The 17,815-nt window shown below is 60.5% G+C and carries 17 protein-coding genes; 2 read left to right on the top strand and 15 right to left on the bottom strand.

Going from position 1 to position 17,815, the window contains the following annotated elements:
* Window positions 1-59: 59 nt before the first annotated feature.
* The 15 genes from pgaD to TU81_RS15600 form a co-directional block, all read right to left on the bottom strand.
* On the bottom strand, window positions 60-587 hold the full coding sequence (pgaD, locus tag TU81_RS15675) for a poly-beta-1,6-N-acetyl-D-glucosamine biosynthesis protein PgaD (RefSeq protein WP_048395987.1): 528 nt from the start codon (window positions 585-587) through the stop codon (window positions 60-62).
* Entirely contained in the window at window positions 584-1,939 is a 1,356-nt protein-coding gene (pgaC, locus tag TU81_RS15670) for a poly-beta-1,6-N-acetyl-D-glucosamine synthase (protein WP_038978426.1), read from the bottom strand. The genes pgaD and pgaC overlap by 4 nt, the downstream gene beginning before the upstream one ends.
* Before the next feature lies 1 nt (window position 1,940).
* Window positions 1,941-3,944 carry a poly-beta-1,6-N-acetyl-D-glucosamine N-deacetylase PgaB gene (gene pgaB, locus TU81_RS15665; protein WP_048395986.1) on the bottom strand — a complete coding sequence of 668 codons (2,004 nt, stop codon included), beginning with the start codon at window positions 3,942-3,944 and terminating at the stop codon, window positions 1,941-1,943.
* 12 nt (window positions 3,945-3,956) lie between these two features.
* On the bottom strand, window positions 3,957-6,437 hold the full coding sequence (pgaA, locus tag TU81_RS15660; protein ID WP_048395985.1) for a poly-beta-1,6 N-acetyl-D-glucosamine export porin PgaA: 2,481 nt from the start codon (window positions 6,435-6,437) through the stop codon (window positions 3,957-3,959).
* A gap of 371 nt (window positions 6,438-6,808) precedes the next feature.
* Entirely contained in the window at window positions 6,809-8,320 is a 1,512-nt protein-coding gene (locus TU81_RS15655) for a YdgA family protein (RefSeq protein WP_048395984.1), read from the bottom strand.
* Between the two features lie 298 nt (window positions 8,321-8,618).
* On the bottom strand, window positions 8,619-9,254 hold the full coding sequence (locus tag TU81_RS15650; protein WP_008068581.1) for a hypothetical protein: 636 nt from the start codon (window positions 9,252-9,254) through the stop codon (window positions 8,619-8,621).
* Between the two features lie 81 nt (window positions 9,255-9,335).
* Window positions 9,336-10,784: an efflux transporter outer membrane subunit gene (locus tag TU81_RS15645; protein WP_048395983.1), complete on the bottom strand. Its 1,449-nt coding sequence runs from the start codon at window positions 10,782-10,784 to the stop codon at window positions 9,336-9,338.
* Window positions 10,781-11,668 carry an efflux RND transporter periplasmic adaptor subunit gene (locus tag TU81_RS15640; RefSeq protein ID WP_048395982.1) on the bottom strand — a complete coding sequence of 296 codons (888 nt, stop codon included), beginning with the start codon at window positions 11,666-11,668 and terminating at the stop codon, window positions 10,781-10,783. The genes TU81_RS15645 and TU81_RS15640 overlap by 4 nt, the downstream gene beginning before the upstream one ends.
* Window positions 11,665-11,874, bottom strand: coding sequence for a DUF1656 domain-containing protein (locus TU81_RS15635; protein WP_048395981.1), 210 nt, complete (start codon window positions 11,872-11,874; stop codon window positions 11,665-11,667). Before TU81_RS15635 ends, TU81_RS15640 begins: the two co-directional genes overlap by 4 nt.
* Window positions 11,871-13,943, bottom strand: coding sequence for an FUSC family protein (locus TU81_RS15630; protein ID WP_048395980.1), 2,073 nt, complete (start codon window positions 13,941-13,943; stop codon window positions 11,871-11,873). Before TU81_RS15630 ends, TU81_RS15635 begins: the two co-directional genes overlap by 4 nt.
* Window positions 13,940-14,368: a MarR family winged helix-turn-helix transcriptional regulator gene (locus TU81_RS15625; protein ID WP_038978419.1), complete on the bottom strand. Its 429-nt coding sequence runs from the start codon at window positions 14,366-14,368 to the stop codon at window positions 13,940-13,942. Before TU81_RS15625 ends, TU81_RS15630 begins: the two co-directional genes overlap by 4 nt.
* 396 nt (window positions 14,369-14,764) lie before the next feature.
* The gene (locus TU81_RS15615) at window positions 14,765-15,046 is read right to left on the bottom strand and encodes a type II toxin-antitoxin system RelE family toxin (protein ID WP_007899567.1); all 282 of its coding nucleotides are present in this window, start codon (window positions 15,044-15,046) and stop codon (window positions 14,765-14,767) included.
* Window positions 15,036-15,281, bottom strand: a complete 246-nt coding sequence (locus TU81_RS15610) for a type II toxin-antitoxin system Phd/YefM family antitoxin (protein WP_007899564.1) — start codon at window positions 15,279-15,281, stop codon at window positions 15,036-15,038. Before TU81_RS15610 ends, TU81_RS15615 begins: the two co-directional genes overlap by 11 nt.
* 145 nt (window positions 15,282-15,426) lie before the next feature.
* The gene (locus TU81_RS15605) at window positions 15,427-15,672 is read right to left on the bottom strand and encodes a DUF2789 domain-containing protein (RefSeq protein WP_030128603.1); all 246 of its coding nucleotides are present in this window, start codon (window positions 15,670-15,672) and stop codon (window positions 15,427-15,429) included.
* 123 nt (window positions 15,673-15,795) lie between these two features.
* On the bottom strand, window positions 15,796-16,263 hold the full coding sequence (locus tag TU81_RS15600) for an aminoacyl-tRNA deacylase (protein ID WP_038978418.1): 468 nt from the start codon (window positions 16,261-16,263) through the stop codon (window positions 15,796-15,798).
* A 212-nt stretch (window positions 16,264-16,475) separates the two neighbouring features.
* Here TU81_RS15600 and TU81_RS15595 point away from each other — a divergent pair, with 212 nt between their 5' ends.
* Together TU81_RS15595 and TU81_RS15590 are read left to right on the top strand one after the other, a co-directional pair.
* Entirely contained in the window at window positions 16,476-17,024 is a 549-nt protein-coding gene (locus TU81_RS15595) for an NfeD family protein (protein WP_048395979.1), read from the top strand.
* 2 nt (window positions 17,025-17,026) lie between these two features.
* On the top strand, window positions 17,027-17,785 hold the full coding sequence (locus TU81_RS15590) for a slipin family protein (RefSeq protein ID WP_048395978.1): 759 nt from the start codon (window positions 17,027-17,029) through the stop codon (window positions 17,783-17,785).
* The last annotated feature ends 30 nt before the right edge of the window (window positions 17,786-17,815 follow it).

The raw sequence follows: 17,815 nt of genomic DNA, 5'->3' as shown, positions 1-17,815 counted from the left end.
TTTCGAAACCGCTGAAAATCAAAAGATCGCAGCCTGCGGCAGCTCCTACAAAGAGCGGGTCAAGCGATGCTTATCGGCTCTCGATTGTCGTCATCTTCGGCCGGTAAGCGAATCACGAACGGATGCTCCAGCGGCGCCAAAGGCGGCGGCAGCTCGGCCGGGTCGACCGGGAAGTAATGCGTAACAACATGGCTGACATCACCATCCTGATCGTTATGAATGGTCATCGAGCCCGGCGTGCGCAATTTCGCCAAGCGGTCGCCGGTCAGCTTGAAGCTTTTGCTGAGCCCCTGATCATCCACCACCGGCGCCGGCAAACGGCGCTGGGCGAAGCTCTTGCTTTTGCTCTGTTGATAACGCGCCCACGTGATCAGGATCACCGCATTCAACAACGCCACCCACAGGTAAATCTGCAACGTGCCGAGGGCGTCGAAAAATGACGCATCAATGCGCGGGCCGTCATGGGTATCGATCAACGGCCACAAACCCCGCGCCAGTAGATACAGCAGACCTACCCAGGCGAGCACGGTGAGAAAAACATCGATCACGACCAGAAAGGGCCGCTGCCGGGTTCTGATGATTTTCATTTGATGATTTCCTCTTCATCGTCATTCAGCGGCTTGATGCCCCGGTCCGGGCTGACCCAGCGCGCGCGCTTCTGATGTTGGCCGAACAGCACTTTGGGAAAACTGACCAGGGTGGTGAACAAGCTGATAAGCCAGAACACCAGCGGATACCAGACCACCCAGAACATGGTCTTGCCGAGGCCCTTTTCATAACGGCGGTCGATCAGGATGCTGACCGCGAATTGCACCAGGCAGACCACTGCCAACAGCAGCCCGGTAAACGCCGGCGGCATCAGGTGATCGACGGCAATGGCTGGCGGCATTTCGACGAATTTGCCGACGCCCCAAAAAATCACCGACAGCAGAAAGGTGAACGCCCAGCCGGTGGACAGGCAGTATTCGAACAGCAGCGGCCAGAGGTAACGATGACGGTATTGCCAGATGCCACGGATGTTCTTGAACAGCACCTCGGCGCCGCCCTGGGCCCAGCGCAGACGCTGCTTCCACAGGCCGCCGAGGGTTTCCGGCATGAGGATCCAGCACAACGCGCGGGGCTCGTAGAAAATGCTCCAGTGATCCAGTTGCAGCTTCCAGCTGATGTCGATGTCTTCGGTGATCATGTCCGGGCTCCAGTAGCCGACCCGGTTCAGCGCTGTGCGGCGGAAGGCGACGATCACCCCGGAGACGGTAAAGATCCGCCCGAACACCCGTTGGGTGCGCTTGATCAGGCCGATGATCGACGAGAACTCGCCGACCTGCACGCGGCCGATCAAGGTCGAACGGGTGCGGATTCGCGGGTTGCCGGTCACCGCGCCCAGTCGCGCATTGTCGAGCATCGGCGCCACCAGATACGCCGCGGTATTCGGCGCCAGCAGCGCGTCACCGTCGATGCACACCAGATATTCGCTGCGCGCCGCAATGGCGCCCATGCGCAGGGCCACGGCCTTGCCCTGGTTCTCCGCCAGGTGCAGCACCCGCAAACGCGGATCCTGCAATGCCAGTGCATCGAGCACCGCGGCAGTGTTGTCCTTGGAGCCGTCGTTGATCGCGATCACTTCGATGTTCGGGTAATGCTGGGCCAGCGCCGCGTGGATGGTATCGGCCGCGTTGTCGCCTTCGTTGTAGCAAGGGATCAGGATCGAGATCAGCGGCTCGCCGGCCAGCGGTGGCGGCAAAGTGTCGTCCTGCCACGGCCAGTGCCGCTCCCAGTGCAGCCAGAAATACAGGCCGCCGGCAATCCACAGTCCCGACATGAACAGTGGATAGAAGAACACGAAGTCCATCAGGAATTGCCCGGTGAGCAGGAAGATCAGCCCAAGGGGAACCCCAAGGACGATCGCCAGAACCAGCAGGGCTAAAAGTCTGTCCAGCATGTTATGGATTCCACTTGTTGGAGAGCGCGGGCCGCACGGTTTTCAGGTCCGGCTGGTTCTCGAGGAAGTTGTCCGGGTAGTAGCCGAAACTGGTGGCGCCCTGACGCTTGAGGCGGCCCATCCAGTCAGCCAACTGCTCGCCGTCGATGTCGGCGTCGGCGTCGGCGTTTTTCGTCCAGTCGCGGGCCTGCAATTCGAACACCGTGCGGTCGAGTGCGCCGGGGCGCGATTTCACCGTCGCCACCAGCGTTTCGAGCCAGGGGCCGGATTGCTGGAGACTCTGTTTTTCCATGAGTGGCATGGCCATCGGCGCCGTCCAGTCGTAGGCGCCCAGGAAGTCGTCGAGGTTCTGTGCGAACCAGGCTTCGCTCTCGGGGTTGAGCATCGGCTCGGCGAAAATATTGCGTGCCGTTTTCACTTGCGGGCCACGAATGGCGCGGACCTTGGCGGTCAGTTCGTGAGTGAAATCGATCAGGTAGCGGCTCTTGAACCGCGTCCAGCGTTGCAGGGTAGCCGGATCGTCGCGCAGGGTGGCGATCGAACCGGGCAGACCGTTGGCGGCATAGACCTTCAGGGCTTCAGGCCCGGCGTCTTCGAAGTCCGACAGCACCGCATCATCGTGATAGAGGATGCCGTCGACCGAGGTCAGGCGTGCCACGTCTTCGTAGATTTCACCGATGATGCGCCGCACATTTGGATCGAATGGCGACAAGCGCTTGTACTGATCCGGATCGATCGACGTGGTAGCGGTTTTCGGGTCCCAGCGAGTGACTCGTGGCAACTTCGAGTCCAGGGCAAAACTCAGCACCGGCATCCACGCGAAGACCTTGACGTTAGCCCGAGTACGCAACTGCCAAGCCACGCGGTCGAAGAGGTCGGCGCGCACCGGCAGGTGCCGGTTGGGGAAGTACAGCGAATGCACCAGGCCATCGCCCGCTGGGTCGGCGAAGGCTTGCAGGAACACCGTATTGGCGCCCATGTCGGCCATGCGCTGGATCAGTTTGCCGAGGTTGATTTCCTGTTGGGCCGGGTCCGCGTCGTAGACGTTGTCCAGGTCCACATGCACCACGCGCATCGGCGATTCGGCCTGCACCGAGACGATGCTGTTGGCGAAGTGTTCGCCATTCGGGTCCGAGGCCACCAAAAAGCGCGGGCTACTCATCAGGTTGTCGAGAGAATCGAGGCCGTCTTGCAGGGTCAGGGCCATCTGATAACCCTGTTCGTTGACCACTTGCAGCGAGGTGCCGTCCGCCGCGCCGTATGGCCAGACCCAGACACGCGGTTTGTAACCGGTGACCTTGCGGATCTTCTCCGAGATGGCCGCCACGTCGGCGCGCATCCGGGCCTGGAATTCGGCTTCGGTTTCATAGCGGCCGGTTGCAGCGTCATAACGCCGAGTGGCGGCCGCCGGTTGCAGGTTGCCTTGCGGGTTGGCCAACACGCCTTTGTGGCTGGCGTCGGTGTGGGCGGCGATTTCCACCAGACCGGATCGGGAAATCTCGCGGATCTGCTCCCAGGTCAGGAAGTCCGAACGCTTGCGTGGTGTACCGGCGAAATCCACCGGCTGGTTCAGCGGCGTATCGATCCACACCCCGACCGGCGCCAGCAAGGCATGCCAGTTATAGGCGCGCAGCACTGGCAACACGCGAGTGTAGAAGCTCGAATAGCCATCGTCGAAACTCAGCATGATCGCCCGTGGTGGCAGTTCAGGGCCGCCGTTGCGAGCCGCCATGACTTGGTCGACGGTAACCGGCTTGTAGTTGTTCTCCCGCAGCCATGCCAGTTGCTCGAGCAGGCGCTCGGTGCGCACGGCCACTACCGCCTGATCGGGGTCACGGTCTTCGACATCGTGGTAAGAGATCCCGAGCACGTGGTTTTTCGGCCACGGCTTTTCATTGGCCGACACCGGGCGTTCGGACGGCGGTGCGAAGGCCGGGGCTTGCTGGGCGCAGGCGCTGATCAACAGCGCTCCCAGCAGAAGGATGAAACGCGAAATAAAAGGCATCTTCAAACTCTTCTAGAAGCGGTAAGTGAGGTCGACGAGCAGGCGCAGATCGGTTTCGCGGTCGCCGTCATAAGGCCGATTGATCACGCTCAGCAGGCCACCCACCTCGAATACGTCGTTCCAGCTGTAGCGCTGGCCGTAACCCAGCAGGCCGACGCCGCCGGTCCCGTGATCACGCTGGCTATAAGTGCCCGCACCGGCCTGGAACTGCTGGCTCCAGGAGGTTTCGTAACGGTGATAGAGCACGTGGTTGACGTTCACCGTCGGCAGCACGCTGAAGTCGGATTTGGGATTGAAGTACGGCACGTCGTCGGACTTGGAGTTATGGCTGGTGCCGACCTCCAGGCCGAGGTCGACTTGCAACCCTGGCGCGCGGTAAACACCCTCGCGACCGGTGAGCAAGGCTTCGACACGATTGTTGCCATCACTGAAGTGCGAGGGGCTGACCGCCAGCCTCCACTCGCGGCTCTCATTGGCGCGCCAACGGATGAAACCGCTGCCGCCGTTGGCGGTGATGTCGCTGTTCAAGGCCCGCAACGGCGTTTGCGCCGACAGGTATTCGAGGCTGCCGCCGTACTGCCAGTGATCGTCGATGTCTCGGGCAATCGCCAGGCGCGCGCCCTGTTTGTTACCGAAACCGTAGGAATGGTTGGAGACCTCCGCTTCCAGGGTCATGTCGCGGGTCCGACGTTCAAGCCCGACGCGCTGAAAACGATGGTGGCCGGTGCCTTCCTGGAAGTCGCCGGTGGCGTAACCGGCACCGGCGAACACGCGCCAGTCTTCATCTATGGGCGGGCTGTACAACGTGGTTTCGATGCCGAAATCGCGACTGCCGTTAACCGCCCCGGCGTCGCCGTTGCCACCGCCATAACTCTTGCCGCCATAGGCCTCCACTCGCAGCTCGGCCATGTCGTGGACTGCACGCTGACGCTGCAAACGCTGGACCTGACGGTTGTCTGGAAAACGCGCGACCACATCGTCGGTCAGCGCATCCATCTGCCGCCATTCCTGCAGCTCCATGGCGGTGTGGCCTTGCGCAACTTCCAGGCCGATGTCCCGCGGCGCCATGCTCTCGGTTTCCTTGAGCTGATTCTCGGCACGCCGTGGCCAGTCCCGGGCCAGGTACAGATCGGCCTGGGCCAGACGCAGACCGAGGTTGCCCGGGGCCTGATCCACCAGCGTCTGCAAACGCTGCTCACCCGACGGCAGATCAGCGCCGTAGGTGCCGGCCTGGGCGGCGAGTTGCTGCGCGTCCATCCATTCATCGTTGGGATTGCCCATCGGCAAGCCCTTGAGCTCGACCCGCGGCTTCTGGGTCTTGGCCAGGTCTTCAGCGACCTGACGCGCTTCATCGGCCTTATCGCTTTCGAGCAAGGCGTAATAGAGCGCGGTGCTGTCTTCCAGGCGGTCGCCGACATCGGCATCCGGCGCCACCAGCACCTGACGATACAAATCGGTGGCGATTTCCGGCTGACGCTGGTCCAGATAGGACGACGCCACCCAACGCAGGGCGTAGGTCGGAATCTTCACGCCTTCGGCGAGCAGCTTCTGGTATTCGGCGATCACATCAGCAGTGCGCGCACGGGCCTTGAGGGCGCCCATGCGATCGATTCGCCAGCGGATGACGTCATCGTGGGCCTGAGGATCCGGCGTCCAGGTCGTCAGCAACTGGTCATAATCGGCCAGCGCCCGATCGGCGATCACATAACGTTCTTTTTCGCTGCGAGTGGCCAGCTCGGCCAGGCGCACACGTTCTGCGGCCAGGTCACCTTCAAGACGTCGTAGCGTGACCGGATCCAGCAGCCCCGGTCGCTGACGCGCCAGGCGCAAGGCCGGTTCCGGCAGGCGGGCGCGTTGCAGGGCAATCACGTATTCCCGAGCGACGTCGGGCTTGCTGCCAGCGCGGATGAAGGCCTGGTCGTATTCAAACAATGCATCGTAGGTGGCGCCGGCGCGGGTCAAGGCATAGGCCAGGGCCAAGCGGCGGGAAGCATCATCCGGTTTCGCCGCCACCAGCGCCCTGGCGCGGGCAACGGCCTCGTCAGGTTTACCGGCGTCGGCCTGGGTCATCGCCAGCCCCAGCTGCAGGTCGGCATTTTGCGGTTCAAGGGCCAGGGCCTTGTTGTACACCCGGGTCGCCGAGTCCCAGCGCTTGAGGTTGCGATAGGCACGCGCGGTGGCGGTCAGGGCCTGAACCGGCATCGCCCGATTGTGCCCTTGGGTTTCATAGACCTGGACCACTTCGGCGTCCAGACCCGCCCAGCTGGCGATCTGCAAGTGATCGCTGATCTGACCGGTGGTGGCCTGGTTTACCGGTACCTGGCGCAATACGGTCAGTGCAGGCGTGTAGTTGCCGGCCCGTGCATCGCGAACCATTTGGTCGTAGGGGGTGTCGGCGAGCGCCTGCATCGGCCACAGCAACTGGCCGCACAGCGCAACGCGAAACAAGGGGCGCAAACCACGATGAATCAAGGGACCAGCAATACACGGCATTCGTCAGCATCCTTACATGGCCAGCCGGGTCGCAATGTCCCTTGCCCATTCGTAGCGGAAAGCCGGATCGAAAGACCCAGCCAAGCTTTATCGGCGCAGTCTTGCATGCAAGCGTAGTCGACTATTCAGAACACAAGAATTATTCAGATTCGTGACGCTCGGGTCTTCTCTGATACCAGCTAGTCAAACGCAAATCGGACCTGTAGGAGCCAGGCTTGCCGGCGAAGGCGTCCTTAAGAGCGCCTTCGCCGGCAAGCCTGGCTCCTACAAAAAGCGGTTCCTCTCCTCACCTCCTTTCGAAACCCCAGACAGCAAAACGCCCGGCGTCTGCGTGTTGCAGAGGCCGGGCGTTGCGGTGAAGGCCTGCGGTTTTACTGGAGGGTGACGTCGCCCGTGCCGCCGAGTTTGCTCATCACGAAGCCGACAAATTCTTCGAGGGTCATTTTCTGGCCGTTGAAGTCCACCTGATTGTTGGCGTAGTGCAGCTTGGTGACGACGTTGTTACCGTCCAGTTTCGCCAATTGTGTGCCGACCGCCATGCTGCCGAACATGTCAGCGGTTGCGCTCGCCTGATCGGCAATGAGCTTGGCGTCGGTCTGGCCGTCGATTTGCGACTGCACGGTGAGCACGTCAACCAGCATTGGCTTGGACACCAATAGGTTGAAGTCCAACAGAGCGATCAACTGCTTGACCAACTGGTCTGGCGGCAGGTCCATGGACTGCGGTTTGGTCAGGTCCAACACCAGATTGGCGCGGCTTTCGCCGTTACTGGTGTTGAACGACAGATTTTCCAGAGCCACCTGCGGGCCGGCGGCCAGCAGTTTCTCCAGGCCGGTCTTGACCTGTGCCTCTTCGGCCGGGGTCAGGTTCAGCTCCGGCGCCGGTAGACCAGCGGCAGCAGCTTCAGTGGCGGCCTTTTCGTACGGTTGCAGTTTGGTCTGGTAGATCTGCATCAGCGACATCGTTGACGGGATGTCGAGGTTTTTCAGGCTCATGGCCATCTGCGCAGAGCCGACAACCTTGCCGTTCAAGGACACTTCACCAACCTTGTAATCGGCACGCCCCGAAGCGTTGGTGCCCGACTCCTCGGTCTTGTTCTTTATTTCAAAGTTCTTGAAGCCGAGTACCGACTGTTTGGCGCCGAAGGTGGTCTTGCTGCTGGTCAGCTCGATGGTGTTTTCGCCGGTGTAATAACCGTACGTGCTTTTGTTCAGGTTACTGGCCACGGTCAAGCCATTGAGCTCGACCTGCACCGGGGTCTGATCTTCGGCCACAGTGGTCAGCTTCAGGCTGTCCATGTAACCGTCAGCCTTGACCTTTTGCGCCTGGGCACTGGCGTCTACATCGAGTTTCATACCGGAGAAGGTCAGATTGGACTTGTCATCCAGTGCTGTTTCCAGCGGCAGAAACTCGAGGGTGCCCTTGGTGGAATTGTCGTAGCCAATATTGACCACGCCTTTGACCGGGGATTTGTCCTTGGCGGCCGCGAACCACTTCTCGGTCAGCGGGGTTTTTTCCAGCTCGTAGTGACTGGTGGCCAGGACCGGCAACCACTTCAGCGACACCAGGCGCGAGAACGGCAGCGGGCCGTGTTCGATGCGGTCGACAAACAGCAACTCGACCGGCGCTTCACCAAACATCTCGCCTTCGCCCTTGAGGCGGTAGTGCGCGGTGCTGCTGAACACATGGCGGTCAAGCGACACCAGCTCCAGCGACGCCGTACCGTTGGAACCTGCCAGCGCGGCTTGCAGCTCTTTGTTGGCGTCGGCGATCGAGGTGTTTAGCACCCCATCGAGTTTGCTGCCGGTGTACCACGCACCGCCGGCACTGACTGCACCGATGGCCACGACAATTCCTAGAAGCACGCCTGCTGATTTATTCATGAAATACCCGTTCAATGTCCGTTGTTGAAAGTGTGGTCGTCTTCCCTGAACCCATGACGGGTTGCGGCTCGACTTCGCTAAAAGTGGGATGGAGATTAGCATTTGCGCCGCAAAGCGGCCCAATGATTAAAGGTGAAAGAGTGTCTGTGGGATATTGCTGCTTGTGGACAACTGGCAAGGGTCGAGAGTTTCGGTGACTATCCGATCGCCTTCGCGAGCAAGCCCGCTCCCACAGGGGAACGCATTCCAATGTGGGAGCGGGCTTGCTCGCGAAGGCGTCAGCCCTGCCAATACAACTTTATGAATACTGCACTTCAATTTCATCAAGCTGATGATCGAAGCTTTTCAACCGCGCCGTCCACGTATACACCAGCACTTCAAAATCCCGATTGATCACCGCCCCGCCGGTCACTTCCGCGCGCGGGTCGCAGAAATCCAGCTGATAGCGTTCACGGGCCATGGCGTTGGCGACATCGGACAGCTCTCGCGCATTGTTGAGCCAGTGCCACCCCTCGTCGGCCACCTGCTTGTCCAGCGCCAGGCATTGTTTCTTCAAGGTTTCGAGGCTTTTTTCCAGCGGCGTGCCGGTGAGTTCGCCCATGACTTCCTGGAAGGTGCGCCCCGGTTGCCAGTAACTGCCCCAGAAATACCGATCGAATACCGTTTCGACACGACGCAAAGCCACCTTGGTGTCCCAGATCAGCACCAGGGTCTTGCCTTGTTCGAGTTGTCGTTTCTTGATGCGCTGGTTCTGTAAAGAAGCCCAGGCGACCACCACGATAGCCATCACGGCGATCAACGCCGCCGCGCTGTCGAGGAATATCAGCGCCGTGTCGAGCTGGTGAGCCAGCATGACGCCGTAGAAATAGGTGGCCGACAGCAAAACCAATGCTGCAATGGCGCACCAGAAGCCGGGAGCGTAAGGGTTTTTCATTATTAGATCCCCATGACCAACGCAAGCCTTGATCGACGGGTTCGCCGCGCGCCCCCATCAAATCAAAGCATAGCAACGGCCTCAGGGTTTGCCGGGTTGTGACCCTTGCGTTCGTCCGCTTTCCCAACCGCCACCCAAAGCAAGGAACAAATCGATCTGGCTCATCGCGACTTGGGTGTTGGCCGAGGCCAGTTGCGCCCGTACGTCGGTGTAGGTGCGGGTGGCTTGCAGGTCCGCCAGGAACGACGCGCGACCGGCCTGAAAGAAGCGGTGGGTCTGGTCTGCCGCCAGTTGAGCCGATTGCTCGGCATCTGCCAACGCATCGCGGCGTTGAAGCTGCGCGGAATATTGCGCCAGGCCGGTCTGAGTCTCGCGGATGGCGTTGAGCACCACGCCATCGAAATGCGCCAGCGCGCCTTGGGTCGCGGCCTCGGCCTCACGGATTCGCGCGCGAGAGCCGTTGGACGGCACGGTCCAGCTCAGCAACGGGCCGAAGCCCCAGCGATTGGTCGCCGGTTTGCCGAGGTTTTCCAGAATCCCGACCGTGCCAATGGTCGCGCCGATGCTGATGTCCGGGTACAACTCGCCGGTTGCAATGCCGATAGCGGCGGTCGCGGCCGCCAATCTGCGCTCGGCCTGCCGCACGTCGGGTCGACGCTTGAGCAGCGTGGCGCCGTCACCCACCGGCAACAATTGCGCAATTTTCGGCAGCTCGGCACAGTCGGAGGTGCCCGCCGGCAATTGCTCGACCGGTTTGGCCAGCAGCATCGACAAGCGGAACAGTCCGGCCTGACGTGCGGCTTCATAACGCGGCAATTCGGCGCGCAAGGATTTGAATTGGGTTTGCGAACGGGTGACCTGGGTTTCATCGCCGCGTCCGGCGTCGCGCAAGCGCTGGGTCAGCGTGGTGCTCTGGGCTTGCAGGTCGAGAGAATGCTGAGCGATCTCCCGCTCTTCGTTGGCCGCGCAGACCTGGGTGTAAGCCCGCACCACATCGGCCACCAGCGTGATGCGCGCGGTGTCCGCTGCCGCCTGAGTCGCATCGGCATTGGCTTTGGCCGCTTCGATGCCGCGTTGCAACGTGCCAAACAGGTCGAACTGATAAGACGTGGTGATGCCGATGTCACCGACGTTGGCCACCGGCACTTTATCCGCCAGCAAAAATGCCTCGCCGGACTCCTGTAGACGCTGGGCACCGATTTTCACACCGCCGCTCCAACCGCCCGCCGCCTGCGCTTCGTCGACCTGAGCGCGAGCCCGCGAAAGATTCGCCGCTGCCACCCGCAAATCGGTGTTGGAGGCCATGGCCTGCTGCACCAATTGGTCCAGACGCGGATCCTGATACAACCGCCACCAATCGCTGGGCACCGGCGCCGAAACGACATTTTTGCCGTTCACCGCCAGATCGCCCTGAAAGTCGTCACGGTGCACGGCGGCCTCGTCCGGCAAGTGATAATCCGGCCCGACCACCTGACAGGCCGACAGCAACAAGCCTAATCCGGCCACCGCCAACCCAGAGGCCCTGCTCATTGCGCCGGCTCCCGGGTTTGATCGTCGATGATCGACACCGTGGCCGTTCGGCCGGCGATCATGCGGAAGTCCGCCGGCACCTCGTCGAAAGCGATTCGCACTGGAATCCGCTGCGCCAGCCGCACCCAGCTGAACGCCGGATTGACGTTGGGCAACAAATTGCTGCCGCTGCTGCGATCACGGTCTTCGATACCGGCGACGATGCTCTCAACATGCCCACGCAGACGGGCGCGGTCGCCGACCACGCGAATATCGACGCTCTGGCCGACATGAATGCCGTCCAGTTTGGTTTCTTCGAAATAACCGTCGATGTGGAACGAGTTGCTGTCCACCACAGACAATACCGGCCGCCCGGCGGTGACGAACTCCTGGGAACGCGGCGCACGGTCGTTGACGTAGCCATCCACCGGGCTGCGGATCAGCGAGCGGTCGAGGTTGAGCTGGGCGCTGTCCACCGCCACCTGCGCCTCCATTAACGCCACTTCGGCGCGGGCGACACGGGATTGGCTCTCTTCCAGTTGCTCGGCCGGGACCAGGTTGCCGAGGCCACGGTTACGCTTGGCTTCGCGCTGGGCCTGGGCAAGGGTTTCCTGACGGTCGGCAACGGCCGCTTTCGCCTGGCGCAGTGCCAGTTTGAAACGGTCCTGATCGATGCTGAACAGCACCTGGCCGCGTTTCACCCATTGGTTGTCGCGCACCTCCACTTGCTGGATCAGCCCCGACACGTCCGGGGCGATCTGCACGATGTCGGCGCGGATGTGCCCGTCCCGGGTCCAGGGCGCGAACATGTAATACATGACCATGCGCCAGACCACGACAACGGCGAAGGTCACGATCAACAGCGTCAGGACCACGCGGCCGAGGGTCAAAAAAGGTTTTTTCATGTCATCAGGTATCGACTGAGTGAGTCCACGGCGCCGAGGAGCAAGGCGTAGAGACCCACGTTGAACAATGCCCGGTGCCAGACCAGACGGTAAAAGTGCAGGCGCGTCAGCACCCCGTGCAGCAACAGGTACAACACGTAGGTAATGCCCATCAGCACCAGCAGCGTGGGCAGGAATACTCCGCTGATATCCAGATCACCGATCATAAAGGCGCTCCATCGATGCCATGGGGAAGCGGTTCTTCAAGCTCACCGGCGCCGACGAACTCCACACCCGGCAGTAAGGCCAGACGCAAGCCGCTCAGGGCGTGCAGCAAATGCAGACGGGCGCCGTCGTCGCACTCGGTATCGAGGGCGCGACGGGTGCGGTCGAGAGTCATCAGCAACGGGCTCGGCGCTGGCAGACGTTCGTCGGCCTTGAGACAGGCCTTGAAGTACTCACCGACTTCGGCCACCACTTGCTGCAGCAGCACCTGCGGCACACCAACCACACGCGGCGTATAAGCCAGCAGGTCGAGCAGATTCAACGCCACGCGCACTTCCCGCAGGGCGATCCCGGTGTCCTGGCCGGTCATGGCCAGTCGCGGCAAGTGCTGCATCAGGCGATCGAGGATCTGCACGCCCAATTGCCGGTGTTCGGCCAACGAAGCCGGTTCGGTGAGGCTGACGATGTCGCGCCAGCTGAAACGGGTCAGGCGCTTGGCCGCCAGTTCAGCGCCGAATGGCCGGGCGATCAGGGTCCAGATGAACGCGAACAGCAAGCCCATGGGACCCGCCAGGTTGGAGTTGGCGAAGCTGAGGAAATCTGCGTCGTAGGCGCCCTGAATGCTGATGAAGGACGACGTGTTGACGATGGTCAGCAGCATGCCCAGGTAGAAACGCGGCTGCACCGTCAGGGTGCCAACGCAGATGAACGGGATGGCGAATGCCAGCACCAGCATCGGGAAGTCATGCAGGTTCGGCAGGATCAGAAACAGATAGAGGCTGGCGAACAGCACCGACATCGCGGTCCAGAAAAAGAACCGATAAATCTGCGGCGCCGGGTCGTCCATCGAAGCGAAAAAACTGCACGCCACCGCCGCCAGAATCACCGCGCTGCCACCGTCGGTCCAGCCGAGCAGAATCCACAGCACCGAGGCGACAATGATGGCAGTGACCGTGGACGCGGCCGAATAGAGCATCAACCCACGGTCGAGAAACGGTGACAGCCGACCGAGGCGCCAGTGCCGATACACCGCGCGCCAACTGTCCTGGCTCTCGCACTGAATGGCGTGTTGAAGGCTGCGGCAGTCTTGCCACACATCGATCCATTCGCCGAGGCGATACAGCGCGTTGGAAAACAGCAACTGCTTGCGGTCGTCCAGCGCCTCGGCATTCGGTTGCAGCGCTTCGAGCTGGTTTTTCAGGGCCTGCCAGCGGTCGAGATCAGCGTCTTTGTGGTCGAGCCACTCGGCGGTCGCGGCCAGCAGTGGCGCGAACTTATCCACAAGCTCCGGCGTGCGCCGCTCGAGGGCATAGAGCGCATCGTCGAGGGCATCGATCACCGGCAGCAGATGGATCATTCGCCCGCGCAGTTCCTTGGTGTTACGCACTGTCTGCGGCCGCGCGCCCTCGTGGGGCAACTGACCGATCATCAATTCCAGGCTGTTGAAGTTCGCCACCATCGATGAACGCAGGACGCTGACTTCGTCCGGCTGCACGTTACGGCTGAGGAAGCGCAGGCTGTAGGTCGAGGCATCGGCGAACCATTTGTTCACCGAATCGTTGAACACCGGCGCCAGCCGCCGTGGCCAGAACATGGCGCCGACCACCGCCGCGCAGGCGATGCCGAGGAAGATCTCTTCGGTGCGCGCCTCGGCCACGTCCCACACCGCCAGCGGGTTATCCACCACCGGCAGGGCGATCAGCGGCAAGGTGTAACCGGCGAGCATCAAGGCGTAGCTGTTGGCGGTGCGCAGGTGCAAGGACAGGAACAGCAAAATCCCGGTCCACAGCGCGATGACCACCACCAGCACATAGGGGCTTTGCACAAACATCGGCACGAAAAAAACCGCCGCCGCCGCACCAAGCAAAGTGCCAACGGCGCGGTACAACGCCTTGGAACTGGTAGGGCCGACGAACGGACTGGAAACGATGTACACCGTGGCCATTGCCCAATACGGACGGGGCATTTGCATGAGCATGGCGATGTACAGCGCAATCATCGATGCCGCGAACGTGCGCACACCGTAGAACCAGTCTCGCGCCGGGGGGACGCCGGTGAAAAATCCGCTCAAGGTTGAGCTACCGCTGGATGATTGGCCGCTTCGAAAGCTTTCAGTACCCGCAGCGCCGCTTCCAGATCACTCGGGGCGATCCCTTCGAGCACTTCATGGCGCAAACGCACCAACTCGACTTCGACGGCCTGCACCAGTTCGCGACCGGTCTCGGTCAGGCTCAGGCACTTGGCGCGGCGGTCTTGGGTGTCTTCGGTACGACACACGTAACCGGCATGGCACAGCTGATCCAGCAAACGCACCAGAGACGGACTCTCCATCCCCGCCGCCTGCGCGACCGTCACCTGCCGCACACCCTCGCCCAAACGCCCGATCATCAACAGCGGCACGGCACAGGCTTCGGAGATTCCATAGTTGACCAGCGTGGTCTGACAGATTTTCCGCCAATGCCTGGCGGCCACCACCATGGAGCTGCTGATGTTCATCTGGAGAGCGTCGAGGTTCTTTGGCACGAGGGGATGCACACACTGTTAGTTTGCTAACTATCAATATGGCATTGGAGGGGAAAGTTGGTCAAGTTTTGAAACATATTGGCGAGCAATGGTCAGACATGGGAGCTCCACAGGGATCGCTGTCGAGTTTGAAATCTGTGTAACGTTCGCTATCCGAACCGAGAATCGAACAATGCCTGGTGATACAACAGAAACTGACAATATCTTCGATTTCGGAGAATCGGATCGTTACCACAACTTCCTGCAAAGGAAAGTGGATGCTGCACGATTCTCGCAAAACGAAGGACAGTGCCGCAGTAACGAAGAGATCGAAACCGAATTTGCCGCTATGCGGACGCAAGCGGCAAAAATAAGAGAGGTCTAGAACTATCAGCGCTTCTTGGCTCGGTCGTACACATCGCTGCGTTCGCGCTTACCAACCGCCACCACAGAAACGACTACGCGCTCATCAAAAACTTGATACACAAGCCTGTATCCCGATGACTTCAATTTGATTTTGTAGCAATCAGGCATCCCATGCAGTGAGTCGGAAGGGATTCGAGGCAATTCAAGCCGTTCCGCCAGTTTCTTTTTGAACTGCTCACGCAATGTATGCCCCAGCTTGTCCCACTCCTTGCGTGCGGAGGGCAGGAATTCAAGCTTATAGGTCATCCAGGCTTACCGGGACCGGCGTTTCATTTCTACGAGAGCGAACAATTTCCGCCAACTCGAAGTCATCGAGGCGCTCCATCATTTGCTCGAAAACATCGGCCGGAACCATGTATCCCATCACTCGGTTATGGTTCAGCACTGCCACAGGCCCACCGTGAGCACCGCTCAGAACTGCAGATGGGTTTTTCTTCAACTCAGACACGCTAACCGCCATGTCGGCCAGAACACTTTGCATAATTAAGACCTCAATTCAGGTCTTGATTCTGGTCTATTACCTGTTTCTGAGCAACCCTGGAAAAAGCTAACAAATTAAGTTTTTGCTCAGATTTTTTTACCACTCACCAGTTTTTTTACATTTCGCCGTTTCCCTACAGATTTTTTTACACCCCCCGCCCCTTCCTCAGCAGCACATCCAGCTGATCCACCACCTCCGCCCAATCCGCATCATCCAGAATCTCCTCACGCAGCAGCTCTGCCTGGCTCTCGTTCCAGAAGAACGCGTCCGCCAGGTGCAGTTCGGGTTTGAGCGGTGAATGGGTAGCGATGAATTTATCGATGCTTTCGGCGTCATCAGGCAGGCCGAGTTGTTTGAACAGGGAGGGGAGGCTGTGGGTAGGGGATTCCATGTTTGGCTCCTTCTTGATGGCTAAATTGGGGTGACCGCTACGCGGTCAATCGCGGGCAAGCCCGCTCCCACAGGATTTTCGCGATTCCTGTGGGAGCGGGCTTGCCCGCGATTGACGGCAGCGCTATGCCGACAGACTCAACTCACACACCTCGGCATGCGGCACCATTTTCAGAAACTCCGGCACGCTCATGTGTACCAGGTTGTTGTGGTTGCCGGCTTCGAGGTAGATGTCTTTCTGCCGGGTGAGCTGTGGGTCGATGACCATATCCATCCCGTAGGATTCGCCCAGTGCGGGCACGGCGCCGCGTTCGCAATCGTCGAACAGGTGCGGCAGGTTACTTTCCCGGGTGATTTGCCATTCGCTGCTGCCACGTACTTTGCTCAGGTCCAGGTGACGGCTGGCGGGCAGCACGGCCATCAAGTAGTGGCCGTGACGGTCGTCGAGAATCACCGATTTGGCGACCCGTTCGGCAGGGATGCCCGCGAGCCGAGCCGTTTCAAGGCTGCTGGCCGAGTGCGGGTGGGAAACGATGTCATATTCGCAGTGCGCCTTTTCCAGGCTGTTCTGCACGGTTTTTGCCATACGCATGATGCACCTCGGTGTCCGCAGCAACGAATCGCGGACGGTGGTTAGCTTTTGGTCTCCCTTAAAAGTCTAGGCCCGCTGGTGGGATCCGGCGGGAAATCCGCCCGTCGGACGCTGTCGATAACTGGTCAAAATTCATACCAGTGCAGGCTCAACTAAACTTGTATACAGAGCCATGAACGGCTCGTGGACGGATGACTCTCCCGGAGGGTCAAGTGAACACACGTTGCTGTGCAATTGCGCTGCTGTTGGCCTTGAGCGGATCGGTTTTCGCAGCGGACACCCTCGTAGTGCTGGTTCCCGATCCCATCGGGCTCTGGCTGATCACCTTCGGCATTGCGTTTCTGATCGCCGAGGCGGCCTTGCCCAATTATGGCGTGGTCGGTCTGGGCGGCCTTGTGATGTTTGTGATCGGCGCGGTGATTCTGACCAATGCCGAGATCCCGGTTCCCTTGATGATCGGGCTGGGGCTGATCAGTGCACTGCTGCTGGGTTTCCTGTTGATCCGCGCCTTGAAAACCCGACCGCGTCGCAACGTCAGCGGCGACGACGAATTGCTGGGCAGCGTAACGCCGATAACGTCGTTGCAGGCGGGTAGTGCTTACATCGGCTGGGTGCACTTGCAAGGCGAGCAATGGCAAGTATTGTGCGAAACACCGCTGCAACCGGGACAACAAGTCCGGGTGGTGGCACGCAAGGGTCTACTGCTGGAAGTGGCTGCGGCTGACGCAGCGCCCGCAATGAACAATGATGGCGGAGAATAGTCATGGGCCTGCAACTGGGTTTTGCCGCGCTGCTGTTATTGCTGATTGCACTGGCGGGGTCGACCTTCCGCATCCTGCGCGAATATGAGCGCGGCGTGGTGTTCCAACTCGGACGCTTCTGGCAGGTCAAAGGCCCCGGCCTGATCCTGCTGATTCCGGTGGTTCAGCAAATGGTTCGCGTCGACCTGCGTACCGTGGTGCTCGACGTGCCGCCACAAGACGTGATCACCCGCGACAACGTCTCGGTCAAGGTCAATGCGGTGCTGTATTTCCGCGTGCTCGATCCGCAAAAGGCGATCATTCAGGTCGAAGACTTTCTCATGGCCACCAGCCAACTGGCGCAGACCACGTTGCGGGCGGTGCTCGGTAAACATGAGCTCGATGAATTGCTGGCCGAACGGGAACGCCTGAACGTCGACATCCAGCAAGTGCTCGATGCGCAGACCGATGCCTGGGGGATCAAGGTGGCCAACGTCGAGATCAAGCACGTGGACCTCAACGAATCGATGATTCGCGCCATCGCCAAACAGGCCGAGGCCGAACGGGAACGTCGGGCCAAGGTGATCCACGCTGAAGGCGAATTGCAGGCCTCGGAAAAACTCATGCAGGCTGCTGAAATGCTCGGGCGTCAGCCAGGTGCCATGCAGTTGCGTTACATGCAGACGCTGAGCTCGATTGCGGGGGACAAGAGTTCGACCATCGTCTTCCCGCTGCCGATCGAGTTGCTCAAGGGGATGGCAGATTTGTCGTCGAAACCCTGAGGAATTATCTCTAGCCTCCAAAAGATCGCA

The sequence above is a fragment of the Pseudomonas lini genome, assembly GCF_001042905.1.
GTDB classification, from domain to species: Bacteria; Pseudomonadota; Gammaproteobacteria; order Pseudomonadales; family Pseudomonadaceae; genus Aquipseudomonas; species Aquipseudomonas lini.
The sequence above is the reverse complement of the archived record's forward strand: the minus strand, read 5'-3'. Positions and strand labels throughout refer to the sequence as shown.